At 51.7% G+C, this 26313-nt stretch carries 21 protein-coding genes; 14 read left to right on the top strand and 7 right to left on the bottom strand.

Annotated features, from left to right (window positions below; all coding sequences use genetic code 11):
* The first annotated feature begins 235 nt into the window (after positions 1-235).
* Genes GGC63_RS17255 through GGC63_RS17245 form a run of 3 tightly spaced genes read left to right on the top strand, consistent with a single transcriptional unit; the run spans position 236 to position 3788 of the window.
* Positions 236-1207, top strand: coding sequence for an ABC transporter permease (locus tag GGC63_RS17255; RefSeq protein WP_192703340.1), 972 nt, complete (start codon positions 236-238; stop codon positions 1205-1207).
* Between the two features lie 12 nt (positions 1208-1219).
* Positions 1220-2104, top strand: a complete 885-nt coding sequence (locus GGC63_RS17250) for a carbohydrate ABC transporter permease (RefSeq protein ID WP_192703339.1) — start codon at positions 1220-1222, stop codon at positions 2102-2104.
* Between the two features lie 58 nt (positions 2105-2162).
* A complete protein-coding gene (locus tag GGC63_RS17245) occupies positions 2163-3788 on the top strand; it encodes an extracellular solute-binding protein (protein WP_192703338.1) in 1626 nt (541 codons plus the stop codon).
* A 117-nt stretch (positions 3789-3905) separates the two neighbouring features.
* Here GGC63_RS17245 and GGC63_RS17240 read toward each other — a convergent pair whose 3' ends face one another.
* From GGC63_RS17240 to GGC63_RS17230, 3 genes are all read right to left on the bottom strand, one after another.
* Positions 3906-4295, bottom strand: a complete 390-nt coding sequence (locus GGC63_RS17240; protein WP_192703337.1) for a DUF5367 family protein — start codon at positions 4293-4295, stop codon at positions 3906-3908.
* A 17-nt stretch (positions 4296-4312) separates the two neighbouring features.
* The gene (locus GGC63_RS17235; RefSeq protein WP_192703336.1) at positions 4313-4903 is read right to left on the bottom strand and encodes a TetR/AcrR family transcriptional regulator; all 591 of its coding nucleotides are present in this window, start codon (positions 4901-4903) and stop codon (positions 4313-4315) included.
* A 383-nt stretch (positions 4904-5286) separates the two neighbouring features.
* The gene (locus GGC63_RS17230; RefSeq protein ID WP_192703335.1) at positions 5287-6231 is read right to left on the bottom strand and encodes a DMT family transporter; all 945 of its coding nucleotides are present in this window, start codon (positions 6229-6231) and stop codon (positions 5287-5289) included.
* Between the two features lie 150 nt (positions 6232-6381).
* Here GGC63_RS17230 and GGC63_RS17225 point away from each other — a divergent pair, with 150 nt between their 5' ends.
* Complete coding sequence (locus GGC63_RS17225; RefSeq protein ID WP_192703334.1) at positions 6382-7317, top strand: LysR family transcriptional regulator; 936 nt, start codon at positions 6382-6384, stop codon at positions 7315-7317.
* A 217-nt stretch (positions 7318-7534) separates the two neighbouring features.
* On the opposite strand, the gene GGC63_RS17220 is transcribed toward GGC63_RS17225, so the two are convergent.
* Positions 7535-8425, bottom strand: coding sequence for a LysR family transcriptional regulator (locus GGC63_RS17220; protein ID WP_192703333.1), 891 nt, complete (start codon positions 8423-8425; stop codon positions 7535-7537).
* A 169-nt stretch (positions 8426-8594) separates the two neighbouring features.
* Between GGC63_RS17220 and GGC63_RS17215 the strand changes: the two genes are divergently transcribed.
* The 4 genes from GGC63_RS17215 to GGC63_RS17200 are packed head-to-tail and all read left to right on the top strand — an operon-like array spanning position 8595 to position 13739.
* On the top strand, positions 8595-9572 hold the full coding sequence (locus GGC63_RS17215; protein ID WP_192703332.1) for an ABC transporter ATP-binding protein: 978 nt from the start codon (positions 8595-8597) through the stop codon (positions 9570-9572).
* 22 nt (positions 9573-9594) lie between these two features.
* Positions 9595-10686, top strand: a complete 1092-nt coding sequence (locus GGC63_RS17210) for an ABC transporter substrate-binding protein (protein WP_412973875.1) — start codon at positions 9595-9597, stop codon at positions 10684-10686.
* Positions 10687-10695: 9 nt separating this feature from the next.
* Positions 10696-12372 carry an ABC transporter permease gene (locus GGC63_RS17205; RefSeq protein WP_192703331.1) on the top strand — a complete coding sequence of 559 codons (1677 nt, stop codon included), beginning with the start codon at positions 10696-10698 and terminating at the stop codon, positions 12370-12372.
* A complete protein-coding gene (locus GGC63_RS17200; protein ID WP_192703330.1) occupies positions 12372-13739 on the top strand; it encodes an MBL fold metallo-hydrolase in 1368 nt (455 codons plus the stop codon). The genes GGC63_RS17205 and GGC63_RS17200 overlap by 1 nt, the downstream gene beginning before the upstream one ends.
* A 59-nt stretch (positions 13740-13798) precedes the next feature.
* Here GGC63_RS17200 and GGC63_RS17195 read toward each other — a convergent pair whose 3' ends face one another.
* Both GGC63_RS17195 and GGC63_RS17190 read right to left on the bottom strand, forming a co-directional pair.
* Entirely contained in the window at positions 13799-15154 is a 1356-nt protein-coding gene (locus GGC63_RS17195; protein WP_192703329.1) for a purple acid phosphatase family protein, read from the bottom strand.
* 220 nt (positions 15155-15374) lie between these two features.
* Complete coding sequence (locus GGC63_RS17190) at positions 15375-16349, bottom strand: stalk domain-containing protein (RefSeq protein ID WP_192703328.1); 975 nt, start codon at positions 16347-16349, stop codon at positions 15375-15377.
* A 444-nt stretch (positions 16350-16793) separates the two neighbouring features.
* On the opposite strand from GGC63_RS17190, the gene GGC63_RS17185 reads away from it, so the two are divergent.
* Positions 16794-18197, top strand: a complete 1404-nt coding sequence (locus GGC63_RS17185; RefSeq protein ID WP_192703487.1) for an amino acid permease — start codon at positions 16794-16796, stop codon at positions 18195-18197.
* Positions 18198-18462: 265 nt separating this feature from the next.
* On the opposite strand, the gene GGC63_RS17180 is transcribed toward GGC63_RS17185, so the two are convergent.
* Positions 18463-19368: a DMT family transporter gene (locus GGC63_RS17180; protein WP_192703327.1), complete on the bottom strand. Its 906-nt coding sequence runs from the start codon at positions 19366-19368 to the stop codon at positions 18463-18465.
* Between the two features lie 98 nt (positions 19369-19466).
* Between GGC63_RS17180 and GGC63_RS17175 the strand changes: the two genes are divergently transcribed.
* From GGC63_RS17175 to GGC63_RS17155, 5 genes are all read left to right on the top strand, one after another.
* On the top strand, positions 19467-20342 hold the full coding sequence (locus GGC63_RS17175) for a LysR family transcriptional regulator (RefSeq protein ID WP_192703326.1): 876 nt from the start codon (positions 19467-19469) through the stop codon (positions 20340-20342).
* A 107-nt stretch (positions 20343-20449) separates the two neighbouring features.
* Complete coding sequence (locus tag GGC63_RS17170) at positions 20450-21832, top strand: phytase (RefSeq protein WP_192703325.1); 1383 nt, start codon at positions 20450-20452, stop codon at positions 21830-21832.
* 171 nt (positions 21833-22003) lie between these two features.
* Entirely contained in the window at positions 22004-22192 is a 189-nt protein-coding gene (locus GGC63_RS17165) for a hypothetical protein (RefSeq protein ID WP_192703324.1), read from the top strand.
* A gap of 198 nt (positions 22193-22390) precedes the next feature.
* Complete coding sequence (locus tag GGC63_RS17160) at positions 22391-22810, top strand: HIT family protein (RefSeq protein ID WP_079913714.1); 420 nt, start codon at positions 22391-22393, stop codon at positions 22808-22810.
* A 437-nt stretch (positions 22811-23247) separates the two neighbouring features.
* On the top strand, positions 23248-26214 hold the full coding sequence (locus tag GGC63_RS17155) for an OmpL47-type beta-barrel domain-containing protein (RefSeq protein WP_225948280.1): 2967 nt from the start codon (positions 23248-23250) through the stop codon (positions 26212-26214).
* Positions 26215-26313: the final 99 nt, after the last annotated feature.

The raw sequence follows: 26313 nt of genomic DNA, 5'->3' as shown, positions 1-26313 counted from the left end.
AGCCGTACAACCGGACTTCGCCTGCGGCGGGGCTTCTTTGTTGTAAACGCATGCAAAATCGGCATATGTGCAGGTACATTTTGACCTATTGGCCCCTGAAACCCTCGCCAGATCAAGTTTCGCATAGTGCGTGGGCAGATCTCGCTTATATACAGAGAGGACCGGACCGGTGTTAAATAAACCTATAAAAGCGATTACATGCATGGCATAGACAACATGGAGGTGAACGATCAGGATGGCGCAACAAACCGATACAGTGCAGCCGGGTATAATAAAAGGAGAGAGCCGGTCCAAGTCACAAGCAGCCAAAAAACTCCGCAGCATCATAATCAACTATGATTTATATCTGCTGCTGCTGCCGACACTTGCATACTTTATTATTTTTCATTACGTACCGATGTACGGATTGCAGATAGCGTTCCAGAACTTCAATCCCATCAAAGGCTACAGCGGAAGTCCATGGGTAGGCTTCGATAACTTCACCCGATTTTTCGAATCGTATCAATTCGGCACCATTATCAAAAATACGATCGGGGTCAGCGTATACGAGCTGCTGGTTGCCTTTCCGGCACCGATTATACTGGCGCTGATGATCAATCAGCTGACCAGCGAACGTTTTAAGAAAGTCGTGCAAACGGTTACTTATGCACCTCATTTTATCTCGACGGTGGTTGTCGTAGGAATTGTCTCCTTGCTGCTTTCTCCGAAAACAGGAGCGGTCAATACGTTTCTGGGCATATTCGGAATCAAGCCGATCTTCTTTATGGGGGAAGCGGCCTGGTTCAAATCGGTCTTCGTCTTTTCCGGCGTGTGGCAAAGCGTAGGCTGGGGAACCATCATCTATCTGGCCGCACTGACGGCGGTCAACCCGGACTTGCACGAGGCGGCGGTAGTGGACGGGGCAACCAAGCTGCAGCGCGTGCTTCACATCGACGTTCCGTCCATCATGCCTACCGTGATTATTATGCTGATCATGAATATGGGGCATATGATGAGCGTCGGGTTCGAAAAGGTATATTTGATGCAAAACTCGTTGAATGTCGACGCTTCCGAGACGATTCAGACCTATGTGTACAAGGCGGGTCTGGTGCAGGCTCAGTACAGCTACGCCTCGGCGATCGGGCTATTTAATACCGTGATTAACTTTATTCTATTAATTACAGTCAACAAAATCGCGAAATCGCTTAAACAGACGAGCCTATGGTAAAGGGGTGACAGGATGAAGCTTCCAAAAACAAAAGGCGATGCCGCATTCGACTTGGTCAATTATTCGTTAATAACCATTTTACTGATTCTGGTCATTTATCCGCTCTATTTCGTCGTCATGGCCTCGGTCACCGACCCGGATCTGATTTACTCGGGCAAGCTGCTGTTTTTCCCCGATCACTTGACCTGGGACGGCTATAAAAAGGTGCTGACCGAACCGTCCATCTGGCTCGGGTTTCGCAATTCGCTGCTGTATACTGTATTAGGGACGTCGATTAATGTCGTATTGACGATTTCGGCCGGCTATGCGCTCTCCAGAACCGATCTGGTCGGGAGAAACGTGTTCATGTTCCTGCTCGTCTTTACGATGTTCTTCGGCGGCGGATTAATTCCGACCTACTTGTTGATCAAAGATCTGGGGATGCTGAACACGGTATGGGCGATGGTCATTCCGAACGCCGTATCCGTCTTCAATGTGATCATTACACGGACATTCTTCCAGTCGAACATTCCGGGTGAGGTACTGGAATCCGCCATGATCGACGGCTGTACGAATATGAAATTTTTCTTGAAAATAGCGATTCCCTTAGCGCTTCCGATTTGCGCCGTCATGGTGCTGTTCTATGCGGTAGGACATTGGAACTCGTATTTTCAGGCGCTCATCTATTTGAAGAGCAATGCGATGCAGCCGCTTCAGGTGATACTAAGAAACATTCTGATCATGAACGAAGGCTCCGATTTGCAAAACCTGCAGGACGGCTCGCAGGAGCAGCAGAAGCGGTTGGAGCTTATGAAATACGCGATCATTATCGTATCCAGCTTGCCGGTGCTTATCCTGTATCCGTTCCTTCAACGGTTTTTCGTAAAAGGGGCATTGGTAGGTTCATTAAAAGGGTAAACCGCGGGCAACCGCTGCTGAATATAACCATGGGAAGAACATGAGGGGGACGATGTCGATGAACAAGAACAAATGGCCGATTGCAGCAACCGCCTTAACGCTATCGCTTGCACTAGGTTTGACGGGCTGCGGAGGAGACAAGAGCGGCGCCGCGGGCGGAGATGAGAAGAAGACCGGCGAGCTGCCGGGCAACATTAATGCAACCGATTTCCCGATCGCCAAGGAGAAGCTGACCCTGAACTTCGCGGGCTTCAAGCCGCCTTCAGGCAAAGACTTGAACGATTACAAGCTGTTCCAGGATATTGAGGCCAAGACGAACATTCACATCAACTGGAACTTGACCCCGGGCAGCAGCTGGGCGGATAAGAAGAACCTGCTGTTCGCCGGCGGCGAGCTGCCTGACGCTTTTTACGGACATGGCATCCTGAGCGAGGACACCGATATCGTCAAGTACGGATCGCAAGGCATTCTTATCCCGCTGGAAGGGCTGATCGACAAATACGCCCCGAATATCAAAAAGCTGCTGGATGAAAATCCTGCTTACAAAAAGCAGCTGACGGCGCCGGACGGCCATATATATTCGCTGCCGACGATTAACGAGACGTATCCGAGAACGAAGTCGACGATGTTCATTAATAAGAAGTGGCTGGACGAATTGAAGCTGCCGATGCCGACAACGATTGATGAGCTGTACACGACCTTGAAGGCGTTTAAGGAGAACGATCTGGGCGGCAATAATAAGAAGGACCAAATTCCGCTTTCCTTTGTACAGAACAACGGCAGCAACACGGATATCAACGCCCTCTTCGGAGCGTTCGGCGTGATTGACCGCGATATTCACAAGGTCGGTCATAACCACTTGTACGTGGAGAACAATAAGGTGATGTATACGGCGGTACAGCCGCAGTATAAGGAAGCGATCCAGTTCGTTAACAAGCTGTTCGCCGAGGGCTTGGCAGATCAGGAGAGCTTCACCCAGGATGCCAAGGTGTTCAACGCCAAGACAAGCAAAGGCATCGTAGGCGTCGCTATGGACTGGAATCCGAGCAATCAGGATTACGTATCGGTTCCTCCGCTGAAAGGACCGAACGGACAAAAGGCCGCGTGGGCCGATTACCCTGCCGGGATTCTGCTCAGAGGCTCCTTCTCGATTACCAACGTGAACAAAAACCCGGAAGCGACGATCCGCTGGATCGACTACTCGTTTGATCCGAAGATTTCGCTGCAATTCAGCAGCGGCGTCATAGGCGGAGACAGCCTGAAGGAGCGTCCGGACGGCAAATACGAAGAGGTTACGCTTCCTGCCGGCGCCAATGAGGATGAGTTCAAGAAGGTTCCGCCTACCGCATACTCGGTGTGGGCTTTGACGAATAAAGTGAACGAAATGAAAGTCGTCACCCCTAGCGGCAAACGCAGCAAAGTCGACGTGGATAACGTGTATGCGCCGTCCCTTGTGAACAACGGCTTCCCGAAAACGTACTTTACCGCGGAGGAAAGCGACCAAATCTCACGGTACTTAACGGATATCGACGGCTATGTCGGCAAAATGAGCGCGAAGTGGATGATGTCCGGCGGCATCGATAAAGAGTGGGACGATTACGTGAAAAAGCTTAACGACATGGGACTCGATAAAATGATGAAAATTTATCAAGGCGTCTATGATCGCTATAACAGCTCCAAATAAGCGACGGCTCGTAGGCTGTCCTAAGCAAGAAAAAGCTGTCTTTCCGCTTGTGCGGGAGGCAGCTTTTTGTGTCATTCAACGAAAGAGGAAGCAAGCTGATGCGGACACGAGCGCTCCCTACTGAATAGACCTGCGTCTAGCCGAGAGAGCATTCCGCCATGGGAAGCCGAATAGAACAATCAGGCTGTAGGCCCACAATAGCCATGCGGCAAGAACCGGTATGCGTTCCTCGGGAATGGCGGGGAACACCTGTCCAGGAAGGAGCAGGCTCGCTATATCGAGCAGCATGCCCGGAAGCGCGATGCAGCAGGAGCAGAGGAGGCGGTCTGAGGCCGGAACGTTTCTCCATCGGTACACCAGAGCGGTACACAGGTAAATGAGCGGGACCGCCGCAGCAAAAAGAACCCAGGACATCCACGTACCCAGCAGCAGATGCCCTAAGTAGCGAAACAGAAGCGTGGCGCCGAGCCACAGCACAATACCCCATAGGACATAATTACGGAACATGCAGATTCCCTCCAGTCTTATTCGGTCTGATTTCGTTCCTGCAGAGCGAGCAGAAGCTGTTCCAGCTCCGTGTAAATGCGGTCTGCGGGAAAGTCCTTAGATAATAAAGCCTGAACTGCCAGTCCGTCGATCAGCGCATTGAGCAGGATCCCCCACCCATCCAAGGAGATGCCCGGTATCGGCGACTGGTGCCATCGGGCGGACAGCAGCTCCGTAAGGTGAGCATTTTCCTGTCCGATCAGCTGGCTTAGCTGTTCGCGGATCGAATCGTTTTGCAGCCCGGCAGCAAGGGAAGAGAAGAACAGCTGATGGTAAAAGGAATCGTAGCTGCACCGCTCCTTCGCGGCTTCAAGCAACTCGGCCGGCGTGGTGGCCGGACCCGTGCCGGCCGTTTCCTTCATCGACTTCCACGACGCCTCGCACATATGCTTGACGACCTCGACGAAGAGCTGCTCCTTCGTTTTGAAATGATAAAAGACGGTCCCTTGGGTTACGTTGGCATTATCGGCCACCGCCTTCAAGGTGGTTTTATCAAAGCCTTTCTCTACGATGCAGCGCTGAGCGGACTGCACAAGCTCTTCCTTGGATACGACATTCGGTTTGGCCATCTAGGTTAGAGCCTCCTTTATTAGTAAGTTATCCAGATAACTAACTTTATCTTAAGGAAATCATTAACAATTGTCAATGGGATCATGCGAACGAAAAAAGCCGTCTACGACGGCGACAGGTTGTTGAAAAACCCATTCATATAGAAAAATGCGAAATGTGGTAGGTGGGGTATCCTTCGTAGGAGCGATAGCGTCTGCCTTTGTTCTCGGGGAATCACCGCTATATAACGAATATAATCAATATTTCCTGAGAACAACAGCGGCCGGAGGGGGATACCCCACTGGGGTACCAATGCCATTTTTCAAGCTTTACAGGTTTCAACAGACCAAGCCGTCTACGACGGCTGATCCCGCTTTCGTAGACGGCTAGTATGAGTACGTTGTTAATGAGCGGCTCCTGCTGCGGCGAGACTGCCGCGCCGGCGCTGGTACAGGTTGTTGCTGACGAGTGCGGCAATGATAAGCAGAGTGCCGCCGATATCATAGACGGTCATTGCATGACCTTGAAGAACCGTGATAATAAAGGTTGTGACAGGGACAAAGTTAATGAACAGGATACCGTTCACCGGAGATAGCAGCTTAATGCCCGTATTCCAGCTGATGAGCGCGAACAGACCGGCGATCAGAATCATGAAGCTGAGCTCGAAGCCAGCGGAATATACCATATGGAAGGTTGGAGCGTGCAAAATGCCGAGTGCCGTTAAGAACAGAACGATGGCCGCCGACGTTGCTGTACCCAGTACGCAGGTTAGCGTCGAATAGCGAAGCACCGACCAATCCTTGAACTGGCTGCCGCCGATCGTGTAGACGACCCAGCCGATGACGCCGAGAAGCACGAGCAGAACGGGAAATATGCTGTCTTGAACGAAAAACGCGCTCATATCCCCTTTGGTAATGACCATGAAGCATCCGATCAGAGCGACCGCGATACAGATGATCGTCGGCGGCTCCGGCTTGCGCTGCTTGAATATCCATAGAAGCAGGACGGAAAGCATAGGCATGAGAGCTTCCATGACGGAGGCGAGAATGACACCGGAGGTTCCCAGTTGATTTTGCCCCCAAAATACGAGCAGATTATATACCGTAAAAGCCATCGTTCCGAACATCCACAGCGATTTGGCACGGCCGCCGAAGCTTAGCGCCTTTCTGCCTTCCTTGATCCAAAGCAGAACCACCAGAATAACGGAGACGGCGGAATAACGAATAACGGAAAAATAAAAAGGATCCAGGTAGGTAAACGCGCTTTCCGCTACCGGAAACATCGCGCCCCAGGCAACGCTTGCCAGCAAGCACATCAAAATCCCCTTTATGATGTGATCTTTTCTCATCGGTCCATATCCTACTTTCTTCCTGTAAATATCGATTCACACGATGTCTATCTTATTCCCAAAAACATATCATGTAAAATGATTGAAAATGATTATAAACATCATTATTATTGATATTATAAAAGGAAAAAGAGAGGAGCCTGGCAGGAAGTGGACATTAACGATTTGAAAATATTCCAAACGGTTGCAGAGCAAGGCAGCGTCAGTAAGGCGGCCAAGGAGCTGAGCTACGTGCAGTCCAATGTGACGGCAAGAATCCAGCAGCTTGAGCATGAGCTCGGAACGACGCTGTTCAGCAGACACCGCAAAGGCGTAGCGCTGAATGCGGACGGACGAAAGCTGCTCGAATATACGCAAAAAATATTGAAGCTGATGGACGATATGAAGCAGGCCTTCCATGATCAGGAGGACCCGTCAGGTCCGCTGCTCATTGGCACCGTAGAAACCGTATCCAGCCTGCCGGCTCTCTTATCCGCGTACTGCAAGCAGTATCCCCGGGTTGACTTATCGCTCGTGACAGGCGTTACGGAGCATTTGATGAACGAGGTGCTGCAGTATCAGCTGGACGGGGCGTTCGTGACAGGACCGATTCAGCATGCGGAGATGGAGCAGGATTACCTGATTGAAGAAGACCTCGTCCTGATTGCCAAAAAGGACGAAGCCTTCAGCTCTTTGGAGCATTGTCTGGATAAGCCGCTGCTTGTCTTCCGCGCAGGCTGCGGGTATCGGGCGAGGCTGGTGCAATGGCTCGGCCAGCAGGGCGTAGCGCCCGCCAAAATCATGGAATTCGGGACGCTTGAAACGATTCTGGCTATGGTCAGCTCAGGTCTCGGCATCTCCCTGGTTCCAAAATCGACCATAAGGCATTTGGAAGCGGACGGAGGTCTTCGCTGCTTCACATTGCCTGAGCAGTTCAGCCGGATTACGACCGTCTTTATCCGCCGTCGCGATTCCTTGCTAGGGGCTACCATGCAAAAGTTTCTGGATAACGTCTCCGAGTTCCACCGAATGAACAAGGCTGCGGCAGCGGCAGTGCAAGGCGCGGAGGAACATTTGGATGCTTCCAGCAGGCTTTCTGCCGGTTAAACGATTTCCCGCTTAAATGAATAATAAAATGCGCCTTCCCAGGAGCTTCTCATCCCCAGTGTTAACCGCTGTGTGAGAAGGGCCGGGCAGGCGTTTTTTGTCTTATAGCGCTTTGCGGGGGAGCATATCCCACCGGAATGTATTGGAAGAGTGGTTTTTTAACCTGACCCAGCCTTATGGGGCTGGAATCAGGCGTGAACGCACTCTTGCATTCCGGTTATATAGCGGCGGATCGGAACAGGTGCTCCTTGAACTGATCCAGGACGGCCGATTGCCGCCGATCGACATTGTAAGCGTAATATATATACCGTTTGTAGTCGTTTTGGGGAATAGGACGGCTGATCAGCTCCCCGCGTTCTACTTCCTTGCGAATAGCCAGGCGGGAGACGAACGAGACGCTCTCCCCAAGCATGACCGTCTGCTTGATAGCTTCCAGCGAATCGAGCTCCATATGCGCATTCAGCTCGATGCCGTTATGCTCCGCCCATTTGACGGTCAGCTGCCGCGTGCTCGATTCCGGACTATGCAGCAGGAACGGGACTTTTCCCAGCTGTTCGGCATCCAGCTCCATATTCTCTGCCAAGGGATGCTGCGGGGAAGCGATCAGCACCAGCTCATCCTCACACAGGGTCTGCGCGGCAAGGTAAGGCGCTTGGAAAGGCTCGCAGGATAGAATGCCAAGATCAATCTCGTGGTTCAGCAGCATCTCCTTGATGGCCGGAGCGGTCTTGACCATCAGCGTTAAGCTGATTCTCGGATACGCTTTGGCGAAGCCGCTCAAGATTCGCGGCAGCATGTACGTACCGGGCACATAGCTGGCCCCGATTCGTAATGAGCCTCTGCCCAATTGGTCGTATTCCTTGACGACGCGCTCAGCCTCCTGAGCCAGCGAGTTGATTTTGGCCGAATAGTGGCAGAGCGATTGGCCGGCTTCGGTCAGCAGTATTTTGCCTGATCGGGCTTCGAACAGCTGAACGCCGAGCTCCTGCTCCAGGCTCTTCATGTGAAAGGTGACGGTCGGCTGCTTCAAGCCGAGCGCATCGGCAACAGGAGTGATCTTCTTATGCTTCTCCAGCAATTCGACAATTTGCAGCTTCAGCAGATTCATGACTCACCTTCCTCTGGTTTATTAATTAGTCTGAAATCAGTATAGAAAAAATCTATGGGAATGAATAGATCCCATTGATAAATTTAACAGAAGTTTTACGCAGAGATAATACATCCCTGCATTTGGGCTTGTACACTGAGGTTAGCTTGACAGATAGGAAGGGAATTTCATGGATGTCATCATTCGAGGCTTACAAAAATCGTTCGATCAGGTTCAGGCGCTGCAGCCGACCGATCTGCGAATTCGACAAGGCCGCTTTACGACGCTGCTAGGCCCGTCAGGCTGCGGCAAAACGACGCTGCTGCGCATGATTGCGGGTCTGGAGACACCGGACCGCGGCGAGCTGTTCGTGGGCGATGAGTGCTTGTTCTCCAGCGATCGGAAGGTCGATAAGCCCGCACACCGCAGAAGCTTCGGGATGGTGTTTCAGGACTTCGCGCTATGGCCGCATATGACGGTGTTCGAGAACGTCGCTTTCGGACTGCGGGCCAAAGGCAGCACGAAGGATTTGAAGCGGCAGGTGCAGGAGGCTATCGACAAGGTCCGGTTAAGCGGAATGGAGGGCCGCTATCCGCACCAGCTGTCCGGGGGACAGCAGCAGCGGGTGGCCTTCGCCCGGGCAGTCGTGACGCGTCCGCAGCTCGTCCTGTTCGACGAGCCGCTCAGTGCGCTCGACGCGCTGCTGCGCGACGAGATGAGGCTGGAGCTGATCAGCCTTGTGCGAGATATCGGGCTGACGGCGCTCTACGTAACGCATGATCAGACGGAAGCGATGTCCATGTCCGACGAGATTATCGTCATGAAGGAAGGACGCATTCTCCAAAGCGGCCAGCCGGAGCAAATCTACAACCTGCCGGCGCATCCTTTCGTCGCGCAGTTTATCGGCAAATCGAATTGGCTGGAGAAGGACAAGCGGATGGTTCGGCCGGAGCACGTTCTCTGGCAGCCGTCAGGTGACGGTGCGGAGCATGAGCAGGAAACCTTTACAGGCACGATCCGCAGCGTCAGCTATTTGGGCGACCGCTATGAGGTACAGATGGACATGGGGGCAATGGGTTTATGGACCGCGTACCATCAGGTACGATTGCAGGTCGGGCAGCCGACTGAGGTTTATGTATCCAAGAGGCATATTCATCACATTTTGTAATCAAATGGGGAGGCATATAACAATGAAAATGAGAACCGGATTGAAGAATGGGGCGCTTCTTTTACTGACGGCTATGGTTGGATTTGGGGTAGCAGGGTGCGGGACCTCGCAGCAGCAAACGGCAGCAACGAACGGATCGGCACCAAAGGCCGAGCAGCCGGTACAACCCGCTAAAGCAGAGGATAAAAAAGAAGAGAAGAAGCTGAGCGGCAAGCTGGTAGTGTACAGCGCAGGTCCTAAGGAGCTGGCTGAGAGCATTCAAAAAGGCTATGAAGCGAAAACCGGCGTAAAAATCGAAATGTTCCAGGGCACGACAGGGAAAATTTTATCCCGTATGGAAGCCGAGAAGGCCAATCCGGTTGTCGACGTCGTCGTGCTGGCATCGCTGCCATCCGCTCAAGGCTTGAAGAAGAGCGGCTTGACCTTGGAATATAAAGAAGCAAAAAATGCGGATAAGCTGATTCCCGAGTGGTCCGATAAAGAAGGCAACTTCTTCGGATACAGCGCATCGGCACTCGGTATCGGCTATAACACGAAGCTGGTGAAAACTCCTCCGAAGGAATGGACAGACCTGACGAAGGATGAGTGGAAGGGCAAAGTGAATATCCCTGACCCTGCATTATCCGGCTCCGCACTTGATTTCGTAACGGGTTACCTGAGCATGAAAGGCGATTCCGGATGGGATCTGCTGGATCAATACAAGAAAAACGGCGTGGCGATGGCAGGAGCCAACCAAGAGGCGCTTGATCCTGTCATTACAGGGTCCAAAAGCATCGTAGCTGCCGGTGTCGATTACATGACTTACCAAGCCAAAGCCAAAGGCGAGCCGATCGACATGATCTATCCTGCTAGCGGTACTGTCATTAGCCCGCGCCCTGCCGCTATCATCAAATCCAGTAAAAACGTAGACAATGCCAAAGCGTTTATCGATTATTTGCTGTCGGATGAAGCGCAAAAAATGGTAGCCGAAACGTATTTGCTGCCAGGACGTAAAGACGTTCCTGTTAAAGACCGTCCGGGTGTGGAACAAATTCCGCAAATGAAGGTCGACTGGAATTGGATGGACACCAATGGCGACGCCGTAACGAAAAAATTTACGCAGCTATTTAAATAAGAGGCGGCTATGTACAGCACAAACAAGGTTTCTTTCAAAGCATTGGGGATGACACTGGCGCTGCTGATCCTGGCGCTGCTGGTGGTCGTCCCGCTTTTTTTCATCTTTTTGACGAGCGTTCACTCCGGTGAACAGTGGGATTGGATGGCTCCGATCCGGACGATTCTAGCCAATGAGCTCGGCGAGGTATTCTGGAACTCGATCTGGCTCGGCCTGCTCGTCGTCGTAGGGACGACAGTGCTCGCTCTGCCGCTTGCCTGGATACTATCCAGAACGGATTTGAAGCGCCACACTTGGCTCGATATCGTGCTGCTGATTCCCTTCATGACACCGCCGTACATCGGCTCTATGGGCTGGATTTTATTCATGCAGACGAACGGCTATCTGGAGCAGCTGCTTCCGGCGGCCGCTGCGGTAACGCCTGTTTTTTTCAGCTCATTCGGGATGATCGCTATCATGAGCCTGCACTTGTTTCCGTTTCTGTATTTAATTCTGCGCAATGCGCTTGTACAGATCGGCGGCAGCAAGGAGGAGGCGGCAAGCGTTCATGGAGGAGGCTTTCTGTACAGCTTTCGGCGCGTTGTGCTGCCGCTCTTGCTGTCCAGCTATGCGATGGGAGCGCTGCTGATCTTCGTCAAGACGATCGCCGAGTTCGGTACTCCGGCAACCTTCGGCCGCAAGATCGGGTTTTATGTGCTTACCTCGGAAATTCACAAGTATATTTCCAGCTGGCCGATTGACTTCGGTAAAGCGACATCGCTCGCTTCCATCTTGTTAACGACCTGCCTGCTCATCTGGTACATGCAATCGATTATTAGCCAGCGCTTTACCTACTCGCTAGTCGGAGGCAAAGGCTCCCGCGGGAAACTGTACCGGATGAGCGGCTGGATGCGCAGCCTGGCCTGGCTGTATGTCGCAGGTCTGCTTGCGGTATCGATCGGTATTCCGTACTTCTCGATTATTGCGGCTTCTCTAATGAAGCTGCGCGGCGTCGGCCTGGCTTGGACCAATCTGACGCTTCAGCATTACGCGGAACTCCTTGCATGGGGCTCCAAAAGCATGCAGGCACTGATGAACAGTGTCAGCCTGTCATTGGTTTCGGCGACGATTTCGGTGATTCTCGGGACGTATTTTGCCTTGATGATCGGCAGAGCCAAATCATGGCCGCAGAAGTTCACGGACTTGTTCAGCCTGCTGCCCAATACGGTGCCGGGGATTGTTATTGTGGTTGGCTTGATCCTGCTGTGGAACGCGCCGTGGAACCCGGTTCCGCTGTATAACACTTACGGCATGGTGGTGTTGACGTATGTCGTCTTTTTCCTGCCGTATACGGTTCAATATGTCAAGGCGAATTTCGCTCAGCTGGACGATTCGTTGTTTCAGGCGGGGCGGGTATTTGGCGGCAGTGCGCCGTATATTTTCCGCCGCATCCTGCTGCCGCTTATCCTTCCGGGGATGCTGGCCGGCTGGATGATGACCTTCACGATCTCGGTTCGCGAGCTCGTCGCATCGCTTATGATTTTGCCGCCTTCTATGGAAACGTCGGCAACGTATATTTTTTCCCAATTCGAACAGGGCAAGGTGTCGCTCGGGATGGCGATGGCGGTGGTCTCCGTCGGGCTGACGACACTGCTGCTCCTTGCCGTTAACAAGTTAAGTGCAAACAAAAAGTGGAGTGTGGACTAATGCAAGTAACTGTATGGGGCGGTGCGGGGGAACATGGCCGTTCTTGCTACCTCGTCGAACACCGCCAAACCCGCGTGTTGCTGGATTGCGGGGTGAAGAAGGAAGGAGCAGGGGAATACCCTCTGCTGGATGAGCGGATCGTATCCGAATTGGATGCGGTGTTTCTTTCCCATGCCCACGAAGACCATTCCATGGCCTTGCCGCTGCTCTATAAGCTGGGTTATGAGGGAATCGTATGGACGACACGGGCGACCTCGCGGCAGCTTCCCTCCTATTTCGATGCATGGAGGCGATATGTGGCGGGGCAGGGCAGCGAGCTGCCATACGAGGAGAGACATATCCGGGAAATCCGCTATGGATTCCTGGAAGAGTCTGCTCCCGCTGGCAAATGGCTCGTCCTGTCAGATAAGCTAAGCGTCTGCTGGGGGAGAAGCGGTCATCTGCCAGGATCCCTATGGCTGCTGCTGGATCTGGAAGGGAACCTGGTCTTCTTCTCGGGAGATTATACGTCCGAATCGGCTCTGCTGGCCGCGGAAATGCCTTGCCTGCCGGATCTTACCGTACGAGCCAATGGGGAGAGGAACCGAGGAAGCGGCCAGCAGGCAGGCGACGGCACTCCTATGCAGCCTGCTATCGATTTATCGATTGTGGAAGCGGCTTACGGAATCGAGGAGGATTCCCAGGAACGAAAGCTGGACCAATTGAAGGAAGTCATCGGTTCCGCGCTGGGTCGGGAAGAGACGGTTCTGCTTCCGGTACCGACCTATGGGAGAGGGCAGGAGCTGCTATTATGGGCGCTCGATACGTTCCCTCAGACGAGGATCGTGGTTGAGCGGGAGCTCATGGACGGCCTCGGACAAATGCTGGAATGGCCGGAGTGGCTGCAAGAGGATGTGGCGGAGCGCATAACAAGCTGCTTATCGGATCGTCGGCTGCTCGTTGTGGACCAGGAGCTTGAACGCGCCCAAGCCCTCACAGATAGTGTCGGGGTCGGTACGATCGTGTTCACGAATGACGGCATGATGCAGTCGGCCAAATGCCGATGGTACTATGAAGAGCTTCGTGCAAGAGGAAGCTACCGTATCGTATTGACTGGGCATTTGGCCCGAGGCAGTCTGGGGCAGCGGCTGCTCGGCGGGGAAGAGGCGGGAGCAGACGGGAGCCGGATTCATTTTGTCCGGTACAAGGTGCATCAAGGCATGCCGGATGTGAAGGCGATGCTGGATGCTGTTCCTGCCAAGCGGACGGTGCTTGTTCATGCAGGACAAGCAGCCACGGACGCCCTGATCAGCCGTCTAAGCGAGCAAGGATATGCAGGGCTCCATTCCATGAAGCCCGGACAAGTACTGGCCGACCAGCCGGGCTAAGTCGTGCAATGAGAAATCCCCGGAAGCCATTCGCGGCGGCCGGGGAATTTTTGTAGGCTTCACGGGGAGGACAGTAATGGAAGGATCTGTTTTTCCCCGCTTGGTGTCTTATGTATCTCGAAACCGTCAAACAAGCTGCCTGTGGCGGTGTACGATTCGTATTTCATTACGTCTCCGTCCACTCGGATGAGCTGGTACAGCTGAGTGTTCGCTATGGAGTGATCCACTTGAGCTCCATTGTCTTTCCAATTTTTATCGGAAAGCTTCTTCATATGAGTACCGGCAAAAGAGACGACAAATACGGTGCCGCTCTTTGAACTCTTATCGTTCGTTCCCGCCGTGAGGCTGCTGATCTGGCCGCGTGCGTAGCTGTGATCATGACCTTGAAGCACTAAATCCACATTATATTTTTCGATAAGAGGAAGCAGCTTTTCACGGACCTCCGCATTGTCTCGATCGGGAGAGTTAGCGAAGATCGGATGATGGAACGTCATGACCGTCCATTGATTCGGGTTGTTGGCCAGCACTTGTTCGAGCCAGGCTACCTGCGCGTCCAATTTCACAAACTTCGTATTGGTATTGAGAGAGATGATGCGCATGCCTTGATGGTCTGTATAGTATACGGTTTCCTCTAAACCTGCAGGCCCGTTCTCCGGCAGGGCAAATTGCGGACGCCAGTACTGCGAGAGACCTTTTTTCGCGCCGGGTACGATCTTCTCGTATTCATGGTTTCCAGGGGTCATAATGCTGGGAATCATACCGTTCAGCCATCCGCCGGCCTTGAACCATTCGCCCCACTGTTCATCCGCATCCCCCCGATCGACCAAATCACCGGCATGGAGAATGAATTTTGCCTCGGGGTGGTTGGAGTAAGCTTTGCGGATCACACGGGACCAATGCTCAAGAAGATCATGCTGAGCATCGCCAAGGTAAAGGAAAGCAAACGGTTCAGCCTTGTCGGAGGCTGTGGTGAACTCGAACCATTCGCTCCAGTTAGCGCCATCGCCCACGCGGTAAAGGTATTTAGTTTTCGGGAGAAGGTTTTCGAATTTGACCGTATGGAATTTGGCCGTGTAAGGCTGATTTCCCTGGACTTCACTGCTGCTGCTGGCCATAACCGTTATCGCCTTGTCCTTGAAAGCGGTCCCATCTTCAGCGACAGCAATTTGGGCTTGGGGGGTGAGGACACTGGTATCTGTACGCCAAGTTACAGCTTGGGTTGTAGCGGGGTCATCATTCCAGTTCAGGATAATCCGATCCGGGACAGGTGTGGGCTTATACATATCGGCATCCGGAACCTTGGCTGCAGGCTGATTAGCCGATACGATATTCATACAAGGTAACGCGGCCACTAGCAGGAACATGAGAAGAACTGTACGAGCTTTAAAGCACCCCATTAACTTTTTTACTTCCATCAGCTTCTTTCCCCTCCATTACATAGGTTTTGTTATCGAGTGTCTGAATTCATCATTTCTTTTACCTCCTATTCATTGTATCAATTCCATCATTTGGGTTAAGGGGCAAATGCATTACTTGTGTAGGGGGATTTGATTCCGCAAGTCTTAGAATGGCATGACCTTACTGCTCACGTCTCCTCATCAATGGCAAGCCTCTAATAATAGGGGGGTGCAAGTATCACGGTCCGACTTCTTCAGACTGGAGTTGTTTGTCCTTATCTTTATTTGGATGCAAGCTATCTATGTACAGATCTAGCTCTGCTTTTTGTGGGGAGGGGGATACATATTTAGCATGGTTCAAGACTAAGGCGGAGCTGAATCTTACCATGTTATCACCGTCATAAATATCCATGAAATAAGAATATCCAGCAGGGAGATCCTGGCTTCTAGCTTTCATAACGACCATATTTTTAAGTAAACAAACGATTTTATGAAGTGTTTCTTGATACTCAATAGTCCGAGTCCCGTCGGGGCCGTAATGAATAATAACCTTGGACACGTTATTCAAATCAGTGTGTAGAATGGTAGGAACGGGGATACTCCCTTCATAGAGATTTGGCACTTCATGTATGGTGGAACCATTGATACTGTACGTATAAAGCTGGACGTAAGCGTACTGGCTGATGTCTTGGTCCGTATGGGTTTCGAAGCTGTAAGGCGTGCTGCTGAACTTATCGCCCTTGATATCGGCTTCTCCGATGATCTCTCCCTGTTTACCGAAGAAATATAAAGTCGCCTCCAACTGATTCCACTTTTGCCGGTGAGAGTCATGGAAATATTGACCCGTCCTGCCATAAACCAGCTGGCCCGTAATCTTGGTCCGATTTCCTTCCTTCGTGAAAATGAGGTTACCTGCAGCAATGCCTTTTGTCAGTGAATCTGGTATGTTCAACTCTCCGCTTCGAAAGAGCACCTTGTCTTCCTTCTCATCGTACACTACAGTTGCACCCAAATTATCGGCCACATAGCGAACCGGGACATAAAGGTGCCCTTTATAGTTCAAGGTATCATATTCGCTGTCCATCGCGCGGGGTTCTCCATTAAATTCAAATTTGACAGGGGATAAGAGTGCCTGAATGGCATCTGCGGCAAAAACGACCGAGGATAACGATAAGGCAATTCCAATAAATATTCCTGACAATAGGTTCTTCATTCAAATCCACCTTCCAATATATGTAATTTACTCTTTTTTCTTAGACGTCTCCATTGTTATTTAGTTGCGATTTTGGACGAGAACATTAAGTGCTGCTGAGGAGGCTAGTGAAAGGGCTCCAGAATCAAATCCTTCATGAACGTATCGAAAACATACCAGGATAGTAAAATATAGGAGAGCACTGTCGAAAGAGCATGGAATCACGTCGGAAAATGGGAAATTTTATCATTGATCTTTATCTTCAGCACATCTATTCTATATTAGGCGACATATCGTCTTATCGGGAGCGATAGGACTGGATATAAGGCTCGTGCGGCGGTCGATTTGTGCCGGGCGGGCCCGGTTTGTTTTGTAAGAAAGGGCACGAAAGCACTGGGACGAACGATAAGGGAGTGTTCTTTTTTGAAGGAAGAAAAACTGAAAAGAGGGCTGAAGGCCCGCCATATGGCTATGATTTCGCTGGGCGGGTCGATCGGAACCGGATTGTTCTTGGCGAGCGGAGGGGCCATACATACGGCAGGTCCGGGGGGCGCTCTGTTTGCTTATTTGACCATTGGTATAATGGTATATTTCCTGGTTACGAGTCTTGGGGAAATGGCCACCTACATGCCGGTATCCGGAACGTTCAGCACCTATGCGACAAAATTCGTTGATCCGGCACTTGGCTTTGCGCTTGGGTGGAATTATTGGTACAACTGGGCCATCACGATTGCGGCGGAATTGACGGCTGCGACGGTCATTATGAAATTCTGGTTTCCTGACAGCTCTTCGTTTTTATGGTCGGCGCTGTTTCTTGCTCTGATGACATTATTAAATCTGCTCTCGGTTAAAGGATACGGGGAGACGGAGTTTTGGTTCGCTCTAATCAAGGTCATCACCGTTATCGTCTTTATTGGTGTTGGTCTTTTGATGATTGCCGGCATCTGGTCCCAGTCGTCGGTGGGCTTTCAAAACTGGAAGATCGGCGATGCTCCTTTTCACGGAGGCTTCCTGGCTGCGTTAAGCGTGTTCATGGCAGCGGGCTTTTCTTTTCAAGGAACGGAGCTGGTCGGTGTCGCGGCAGGGGAAAGCGAGAACCCCAGAGAAAATGTGCCGCGTGCCATCCGCACTGTGTTCTGGCGCATCTTGCTGTTTTATTTGCTGGCCATTCTCGTTATCGGACTGATCATTCCTTATACGAATGAAGCGTTATCGAGCGACAACATCCGAATGAGTCCTTTTACGATCGTGTTTGAAAAAGCCGGCTTAAGCATGGCCGCCTCAGTGATGAATGCCGTCATCCTGACCTCGGTATTGTCTGCGGGGAACTCAGGGATGTACGCATCGACTCGGATGCTGTGGGTGCTGGCCCAGGAAGGCAAAGCTCCGCGCTTCCTAAATAAGCTGACCCGCCACGGTGTCCCTGTATTTGCTTTGCTGGCAACCGCTGCGCTCGGGATGTTCGCCTTCCTGTCTTCCTTTTATGGAGACGGTCTGGTGTACACCTGGCTGTTGAATGCGTCCGGTATGTCCGGCTTTATTGCTTGGCTGGGGATTGCGATAAGCCATTACTATTTCCGACGGGCCTACATGGCTCAAGGCAAGTCGCTTAAGGATCTGCCATATCGTGCCAAATGGTTCCCGTTCGGGCCGATCTTGGCCGGGGTGCTTTGCGTGATCGTTATTATCGGACAAGCGATGGGGGCATACTCGGACGGCAAAATCGATTGGGCGTACATGTTCGCATCTTACATCGGAATTCCGCTGTTCCTGGCTATCTGGCTCGGATACAAATGGAAGTTTAAGACTAAGGTGCTGAAGCCTGAGGAATGCGTATTCGACGAAGAGGACATAGAAAAAAGCCGCTGAGGCGGCTTTTTTTGTTGAAAAACCTAATTTTGCGAGAACTATGCTATATATGGAGGTGGGGTATGCCTCGGAGGAGTTTACGTCCGCCTTTGAAATCCGTGAAAAATACCGCTAAATCTAATCCAATTCACGGGTTTCAACAGCGGCTGGAGGGGTATACCCCATCGGAGTATATTGGCAATAGTTCAAGCTTCATAGGTTTTTCAACAAACCAAAAGCCGCCGAAGAGGGCGGCTTTTTTCTATGAAGTGGAAGAAGCAAGCCGTTAAGCCGTATGAAGCTTTTTCTTGCTGCGCAAAGCTTTAGGCTTGGAGTTCACCAGCACGATGCTGAGCAAAATAAGAATCAGTCCGGCGACCAAAGTCAACGTGATCTTTTCACCGAGGAAGAGGACGCTGCAACTAATAGAGATAAGCGGGATAAGGAACGTAAACGAGCCTACCTTGCTGGCCTCACCCGAGCCGACCAGCTTGAAGAAGACGAGCCAGCCAAGGGCAATGACGAAAATGGATATGAACAGCAGACAGACTACGAAGGGAAGGCTCCAATGAATATCGGACCAGCTTTCAAAGGCGGAGCCTGTACCCGTCAGGACGAGCCCGCCGATCAAAATTTGCAGGGCGACGACCCAGAGGGCATCGACCTGTCCTGTTGTTTTTTTCATGTACAGCGTGCCCAGAGCCCAGCTAACGGCGCTTCCGATCGCAAGCCATATGCCTATGGTTGAGATAGGACCGGTAAAGCCTCCGCTGCTGATGGCGGCGACCCCGAGAAATCCAAGCACCAAGCCGAGCATTTTCATTCCGAACATCGACTCTCCAAGCCACAGCCACGAACCGAGCCCGAGCAGCACCGGCTGGAAGAAAACCAGAGCCGAGAACAGACCCGCCGGAAGATAGTTCAGCCCTACGGTCTGAAGCCCGTAATATAGAATGATGTTCAGAACGGAAGAGATGAGGTAGGTGTGCCATGTCTGCTTCAAGCGCAGCAGCTTATATCTCGGCAAGCAAACGAGAACGAGGATAACGCCTCCGATCAGTGTTCGCACGCCTGCAAACAGCAGCGGGGGTGTATATAAAAGCGCGTATTTAGACAGCGGCCAGTTGATTCCCCATATGATAACGAGGAACGCCAAATAAACAGCAGCACGTGTACGTGTAAGCTGTGGCATGCAGATCACTCCTTGTTGTTTTCTCTGTTCAACATGATACAATGATTCTACTAATAAATAAAATGAATGTTAATCATAAGGGGTATACCATAAACGTTATGACTCATTCCCAGCTAAAATTATTTGTCAAAATTGTCGATACCGGAAGCTTCACCCGAGCCGGGCAAGAGCTGAACATGACACAGCCCGCGGTAAGCCGCGCCATCTCTACATTGGAGTCGGAGTTGGGCGTGACCCTTCTGATTCGGGACCGGCGCAAGGGAATCGTTCTTACGGAGGTAGGCAAGCGTATTCTTGTGCTTTTTCGCGATATATTGAAGGGCTTCGATAAAGTCGATCAGGAAGTGGCGGCGGAGAAGGGCTTCGAGGTCGGACTGATTCGTATCGGTTCTTTTCCGGCGGCTTCGGCTCACTTCCTGCCCAAGATCTTCCGTGCCATCAGCGAAAAATACCCGCGTATCCGATTCGAGCTTCACGAGGGAAGCATCGACGAGATTAAGGAGTGGCTTGCTGCGAGAACGATCGATGTCGGATGGATTATTCCGCCGAACGAAGAGTTCGAAGCGGTCACCTTGCTGAAGGAACAAATGTTTTTGTTTATGCGGGAGGACCACCCCTTGCATCAGCATGACCGCATTCATGTCAAGCACCTGGATCAGGAGCCGATGATCATTTGCAAAGGCGGCTATGAAGCTCCGCTTTACGAGCTTTTCGGGCAGGGAGGCTCGCGGCTGCAGGCCCAATTCATCGTTCACAACGCCAATACGGCTCTGAACATGATTGAAGAAGGTCTTGGCATGGCGATCATGTCCAATGTCTCTTTATCCTTGTCCGCCTTGCCGCCGCATGTTGTCATCCGGCCGTTGGAGCCGCAGCCCTACAGGGAAATTTTGCTGGCTGTTCCTTCCTTGGAGGAGTCCTCATTAGCCGTCAAGCTGTTTATTCAAACAGCGAGGGAGTTATTCTCCATTTAGTAAAATTTTCAAAATATTAACATTCCCCATACATTCCGTTAACATTGGTCCCCTATACTCGACATGCCGAGTGAAAAAACTCGAAAATAATGTACCGGGGGATCAAGATGAAACAAAGAAAAGCTTGGATTGCATCCGCCATGATCGCAGGGATGATGCTGCAAACGTTGAGTGTCAGTGCGGCTGAAGCCGATTATGTGCCGCTGCGGGCGCAGCTGGAGAAGCTAGGGGCGAAAGTGAGCTGGGACGCCAAGGATCGTACCGCAATGTTCAAGCTGAAGAACGGTATCGCCGGGATCGTCACGATCAATGAAGGGACATACCGTCTTGCAGGGAAGGAAGGCAAGCTGTCTAGCCCAGTGCAATTGGTTAACGAGCAGACGATGATTCCTGCGGCGCTGCTGCAAAGCATTTTGGCCGAAAACGCCAAATATCAGGACCCGAAGGATGCTGTCCCTATGTTCTCAGTTAAAGCACAAGGGGAGACGGAAGCGGTGGATTCGGGTGAGGATGCGGCGGATGATCCGGCCATCTGGGTAGATCCGGTCGACCCTTCCAAGAGCAAGCTGATTGCCACTAACAAAGCCGGAGGCATACTGGTGTATGACTTGAGCGGAAAGCAGCTGCAGTCGTATAGTGTCGGTAAAATGAACAATATCGATCTTCGCTACGACTTCCCGCTGGGAGGCAAAAAGGTGGATATCGTAGCGGCAACAAATCGTACGACTAACACCATAGATGTATTCTCTGTTTCCGGAGAAAACGGCGAGTTAACCCCGATTGTAGGCGAACCGATTAAATCGGCTATGGGCGAGGTGTACGGCTTCAGCTTGTATCACAGCCTGAGAACGGGAGCGTTCTATGCATTGGTATTGGGGAAAAAGGGTGAATTCGAGCAATATGAGCTGAAGGACGACGGCACCGGAAAGGTAACGGGCAAGCTGGTTCGCGAATTCCGTCTCGGTACCCAATCGGAGGGGCTCGTTGCAGACGACGAGTACGGGACGATGTATATTGCCGAAGAGGATGTTGCGATCTGGAAATATAACGCGGAGCCCGATGGCGGCAAGGAGCCGTTGGCACAAGTCGATATCGCGGACGGACGCCGTTTGCAGGATGATATTGAAGGCTTGACGATGTATTACGGTAAGGACGGCACCGGATATTTGATCGCTTCGAGCCAGGGCAGCAACAGCTACGCGATTTATGACCGCCAAAACGACAATAAATATATTTCCAATTTTAACATTGTGGATGGCGACCGCATCGACGGTACGAGTGAAACCGATGGCATCGATGTGCTTGGTTTTGGGCTGGGAGATCAATATCCGTACGGTATTTTCGTATCCCAGGATGACGCCAATTATGAGAATGGCAAGAAGATTAATCAGAACTTTAAAATTGTAGGCTGGGATCAGATCGCCAATTCGGCGAAACCAAAGCTTCGTATGGATAACACGGTGAATCCGCGCGAATTGGTCAAAAGATAAGCCCAGAAAGATAGGAATACATTACATCTAGGGAAGCCGCTTTGTTTTCTCGCTTTAGAGGGAATGATGCGGCTTCTTCGCATGATAGTGATAATTATTGACATAAAATGGAAAACGATAAATCATGATAATAGTTCTCATTTAGAAAATCCAATTGCAGGGGGTTATCTGTTGTTCGGAAAAGAGGCCATGCTGTATGTCAATGAATCGGATGTAGCCGCTTGCGGCGGGGATGATTGGCTGGCGAGGCGCTGTGCGGTGTTCCGGCTTGCAAAGGATGGGTCGATTCGCTGTATTACGGCGTCCTGGGCAGCACTGGGGATGGAGCTTATCCGGGCCGGGCGGGCCGTGGTACGGTAGAGATGGCGGTCTTTTTTTCAAGCTTCTGAAGGTCCGGTTGATCCGTATTTCTCCTAATTGAAGCCTTGCGTCGTCCTTAGGGGGAGCGGCTCCGCTTACCTTCCGCCATGATGAAAAAGAACATGGACAAACCATCGGGTTCGGGCTTACTATTAAGCAGAGCATGGTAAAATCAACCCAAAGGCAGGGGAGCCCCAAATGACGCAAAGCTGTATTTATTGTACGAAGGACGAACGGATTGAGAACCTGATGATCGAAATCGGTCAGCTGCGGGTGTCTACGCTGTATCTGTTCAGAGAGCAGACCTACCGCGGACGGTGTATCGTAGCCTTGAACGAGCATGAGACGGAGTTTTTCCACCTTTCCCAGGAGAAGCAGGACGCTTACATGCGGGACGTAGCCCAGACGGCGCGTGCCATCGAGCAGGCCTTCGCTCCGGACAAAATTAACTATGGGGCCTTCGGGGACACGATGCCGCACGTTCATTTTCACATCGTTCCGAAGTATGAAAATGAATATACCTGGGGCAAAATGTTCGAAATGAACCCGGCTCCGAACCAGCAGCTTAGCGATGCCGAATATGATGAAATTATCGGTCTGATCAAGAAGCATCTGTAAAAGGATCAGCTGCCAAACACCAACACACTCGGCAGAGTGTCCGGATTGTCTGAATTCCAAGAACTTGCCTTCTTTTAAAGAGGGTGAGTCTTTTTTTGTATAGTTGAATTTATAAGCCTCCGAGGTCATCGGATGTGAAAATTTTATTTGGCGATAAAACCTATCTCTAAACGCGGTCGAGCGTCTTTCAAAGGCCTCGATAGAGTTTTTTTTCATTCACTCGTTCTTCTGATTCCCGGGTAGGATAAACGTATGTTCTGCTTGGGACGGAAGCTGCGAAATCTGTCGATAATCAGAGGCCCTTCTATACCTTTATGCCTGTTTTTCCTCCCGGCCTAGTCCTATGCTCCTGTCTTCATAAAATATTATCAAATCTTTCAATCGTTTCGTGATAGAATGCAATTGCAGTTCTATTATTCAAATAATGGAGGAATATGATGAGCAAATCCATGCATTGGAAGGCAACGCTGTTAAAGACGACACTCGCTCTTAGCCTCGCATTTCCGCTGCAATCTTTCTTTATGGATGGGGGGCAGCAGGCTTTTGCCGAAGGACCTAACGATCCGGCTCCTTTCATCAACGCTAAAGTAGTCAACGAGAACGCAGGTAAAAAGATTTTGTTCGATAACACCCACGGTCAAACGGCCGGCGCGGCGGATTGGGTTATCGACGGCGGCTTTTCCGATTTCGGCAACGCCTTGGCGGATAACGGTTATTATGTGAAGGAGCTTCGGAAGTCCAGCCCTATTACGCTCGAGGACCTGCAGGGCTACGATGTTTTTGTTATTGGGGAAGCCAATGTTCCGTACAAGCAGACGGAGCAAGCGGCCATGAAGCAGTATGTTCAAAACGGCGGCAGCATATTCTTTATCGCTGACCATTACAATGCAGACCGGAATAAAAACCGGTGGGACGGATCCGAGGTTATGAACGGCTATCGCCGCGGCGCCTGGGATGATCCTGCCAAAGGCATGAGCACGGAGGAACGGAATTCCGCTGCTATGCAGGGTGTAGCAAGCTCCGATTGGCTGAATGAAAATTTCGGTGTGAGATTCCGCTATAACGCTCTTGGCGATATCATCACTGATAAGGTAGTCGCACCGGATCAGGCACTCGGTATTACAAAAGGGGTATCTACCGTTGCAATGCATGCAGGCTCAACGATTGAAATTATTGACCCTACACGGGCCAAAGGGATCGTCTATCTGCCGCAAACCAAGGAAGCATGGCCTAATGCGGTGGATCAGGGCGTATATGCCGGAGGCGGTATCGCCGAAGGTCCGTATGTCGCCATTTCCAAGTCCGGCCTCGGTAAAGCCGCATTTATCGGTGACTCCTCTCCTGTAGAGGATGCTACGCCGAAATATTTGCGGGAGGAAAACGGCCAAAGAAAGACGACCTATGACGGCTTTAAAGAACAAAATGACGGCACTCTGCTCGTGAATATTATCAATTGGCTGAGCAAGAAGGAGAGCTATACGAAGCTGAGCGACGTGAGCGGGCTTCAGCTCGACCAGCCGACGCCATTGCTGCCGTTCGAGGCTCCGGAAGCATCCACTGAGCCTCAGAAGGAGCCATGGGCCGCACCTGATGCCGGATACAAATGGTGGGACCCTTCCACGTTTAAGCCGGGCTCCTACGGCGGTGCAACAGCCGCTCCAACTGCAGCGTACAGCTTAGTGCATCAGGCACAGCTGCCGAATGCACAGCAGTTCCAAATCCGTGTCGTTGCGGATAACCTGCCGGCTTACGGAACGGTATCCGGCTTCAGCGCAGGCATTTATTTAACCGGGGGCACCCAGGTCGCCCAGATTCAAAATGCCGACGGCACTTGGCCGACCGCATATGGCTACAGCTCTGCTTTCAGCATGACCGCCGATGGCTTGGGCCATGCCTACAAGGATCTCACGGTTCGCATTAAGCCTGACACTACAGGAGCGGCAAGTCTGCGTTTAAGACAAAACGGCAATAACCTCAAGACCGAATCGGTTACCTTGGCGAATGTGCCGGCCGAGCCGCTTCCCGAGGACAAGCCGCCTCTACCTGACCAAATTTCGATAGCGGATGCACGGAGCAAGGCGGACAATACCCTTGTTACCGTAGAAGGTATCGTGACTACAGAGCCCGGGGCTTTCGGCGGGCAAGCGTTCTATCTTCAGGATGGTACCGCCGGAATCTATGTATTCCAAAGCCAAAGCGGCTTCCACCAAGGAGACAAGGTGAAGGTTACCGCTTCGCTTACTCACTATAACTCGGAGCTTGAGCTGGCCTCGCCTGTAGCTATCGCGAAGACCGGTACAGCCGAGCTTCCTGAGGTGAAGGCCGCTTCCTCCGTCAACGAGAATAACCAGGGCCAGCTTATCGAGCTGTCCAACGTTACCATTCATAATGTAGTCGCCGCCACACCGGCAGGTTCCTTTGAATTCGATGCGACGTCCGGCTCAACTACCAACCATGTGCGCGTTGACGGCCGTACAGGGCTCACACTGGATAAGTTCCCTTATCAGGAGGGGCAAGTCGTAACTGTCCGCGGAGTTGCAGCCATTTTCAAGGATAACTATCAGCTGAAGCCTCGCGGCTTAAGCGATTTTACGGCTGTTGACTCATCGGCTCCTGTCACAACGGCCGCCTTGTCCGGAACGCCGAACAGCAACGGCTGGTACCGTGAGGATGTGACAGTGACGTTATCTGCAACGGATACCGGAACAGGTGTTGCATCGACCTTGTACAACACGAACGGCGGAGAATGGACGGGCTATACGGCTCCGGTGACCGTTTCCTCCGAAGGCGACAGCCATCTGCAATATTATTCCGTCGATAACGCCGGAAACAAGGAAGAGGTGCAATCGCTCCTCATTCGTCTCGATAAAACGGCTCCGGCCGTGCGTCTGACACAATCGGGCCAAAGCGTTCATAGCATCACCTATGATGAAGCCTTTACCTTCGAGCTGGCTGCAACGGACGGATTGTCCGGCATCGCTTCCCAAAAGCTCCTTCTGGATGGTAAAGAGATTGCCTCCGGTCAATCGCTTCAGGCGAAGCAAGTGGGACTCGGTTCCCATACGGTACAGTACCGCGTTGAGGATGCTGCCGGAAATACGGCCGAGCAAAGCTTCAGCTTCGAGATCACGTTCAGCACCAGCTTCTCCGCTGTGCAAGCCTTAATCGATCAGCTGGATAAGAACGGTCAGTTCAAAAATAACGGGGAAGCCAATTCCCTGAGGGCCAAGCTGTCCAATGCGGAGAAACAGTTGGAGAAAGGCCATAAGGACCAAGCCATCAAGCATTTGAACGATCTTCAAGATACGGTGGAGAAGGATGCGGCCAAGGGCAAAATGACGGCTTCCGCCCACGAGCAGCTGGCTCAGCATCTTGCATATTTGCTGCAAAACATTTCCCGTTAACCGATTCTTACCTAAAGTCATGTATGGCTGCGGCAGCCGGAACAGCGTCTCTGTTCTGGCTGCCGTTTTTTGCTGCTTTCGGGGCTCCCCACAGTCCTG

It is taken from the genome of Paenibacillus sp. OAS669 (assembly GCF_014873645.1).
Taxonomy (GTDB): Bacteria; Bacillota; Bacilli; order Paenibacillales; family NBRC-103111; genus Paenibacillus_S; species Paenibacillus_S vulneris.
The sequence above is the reverse complement of the archived record's forward strand: the minus strand, read 5'-3'. Positions and strand labels throughout refer to the sequence as shown.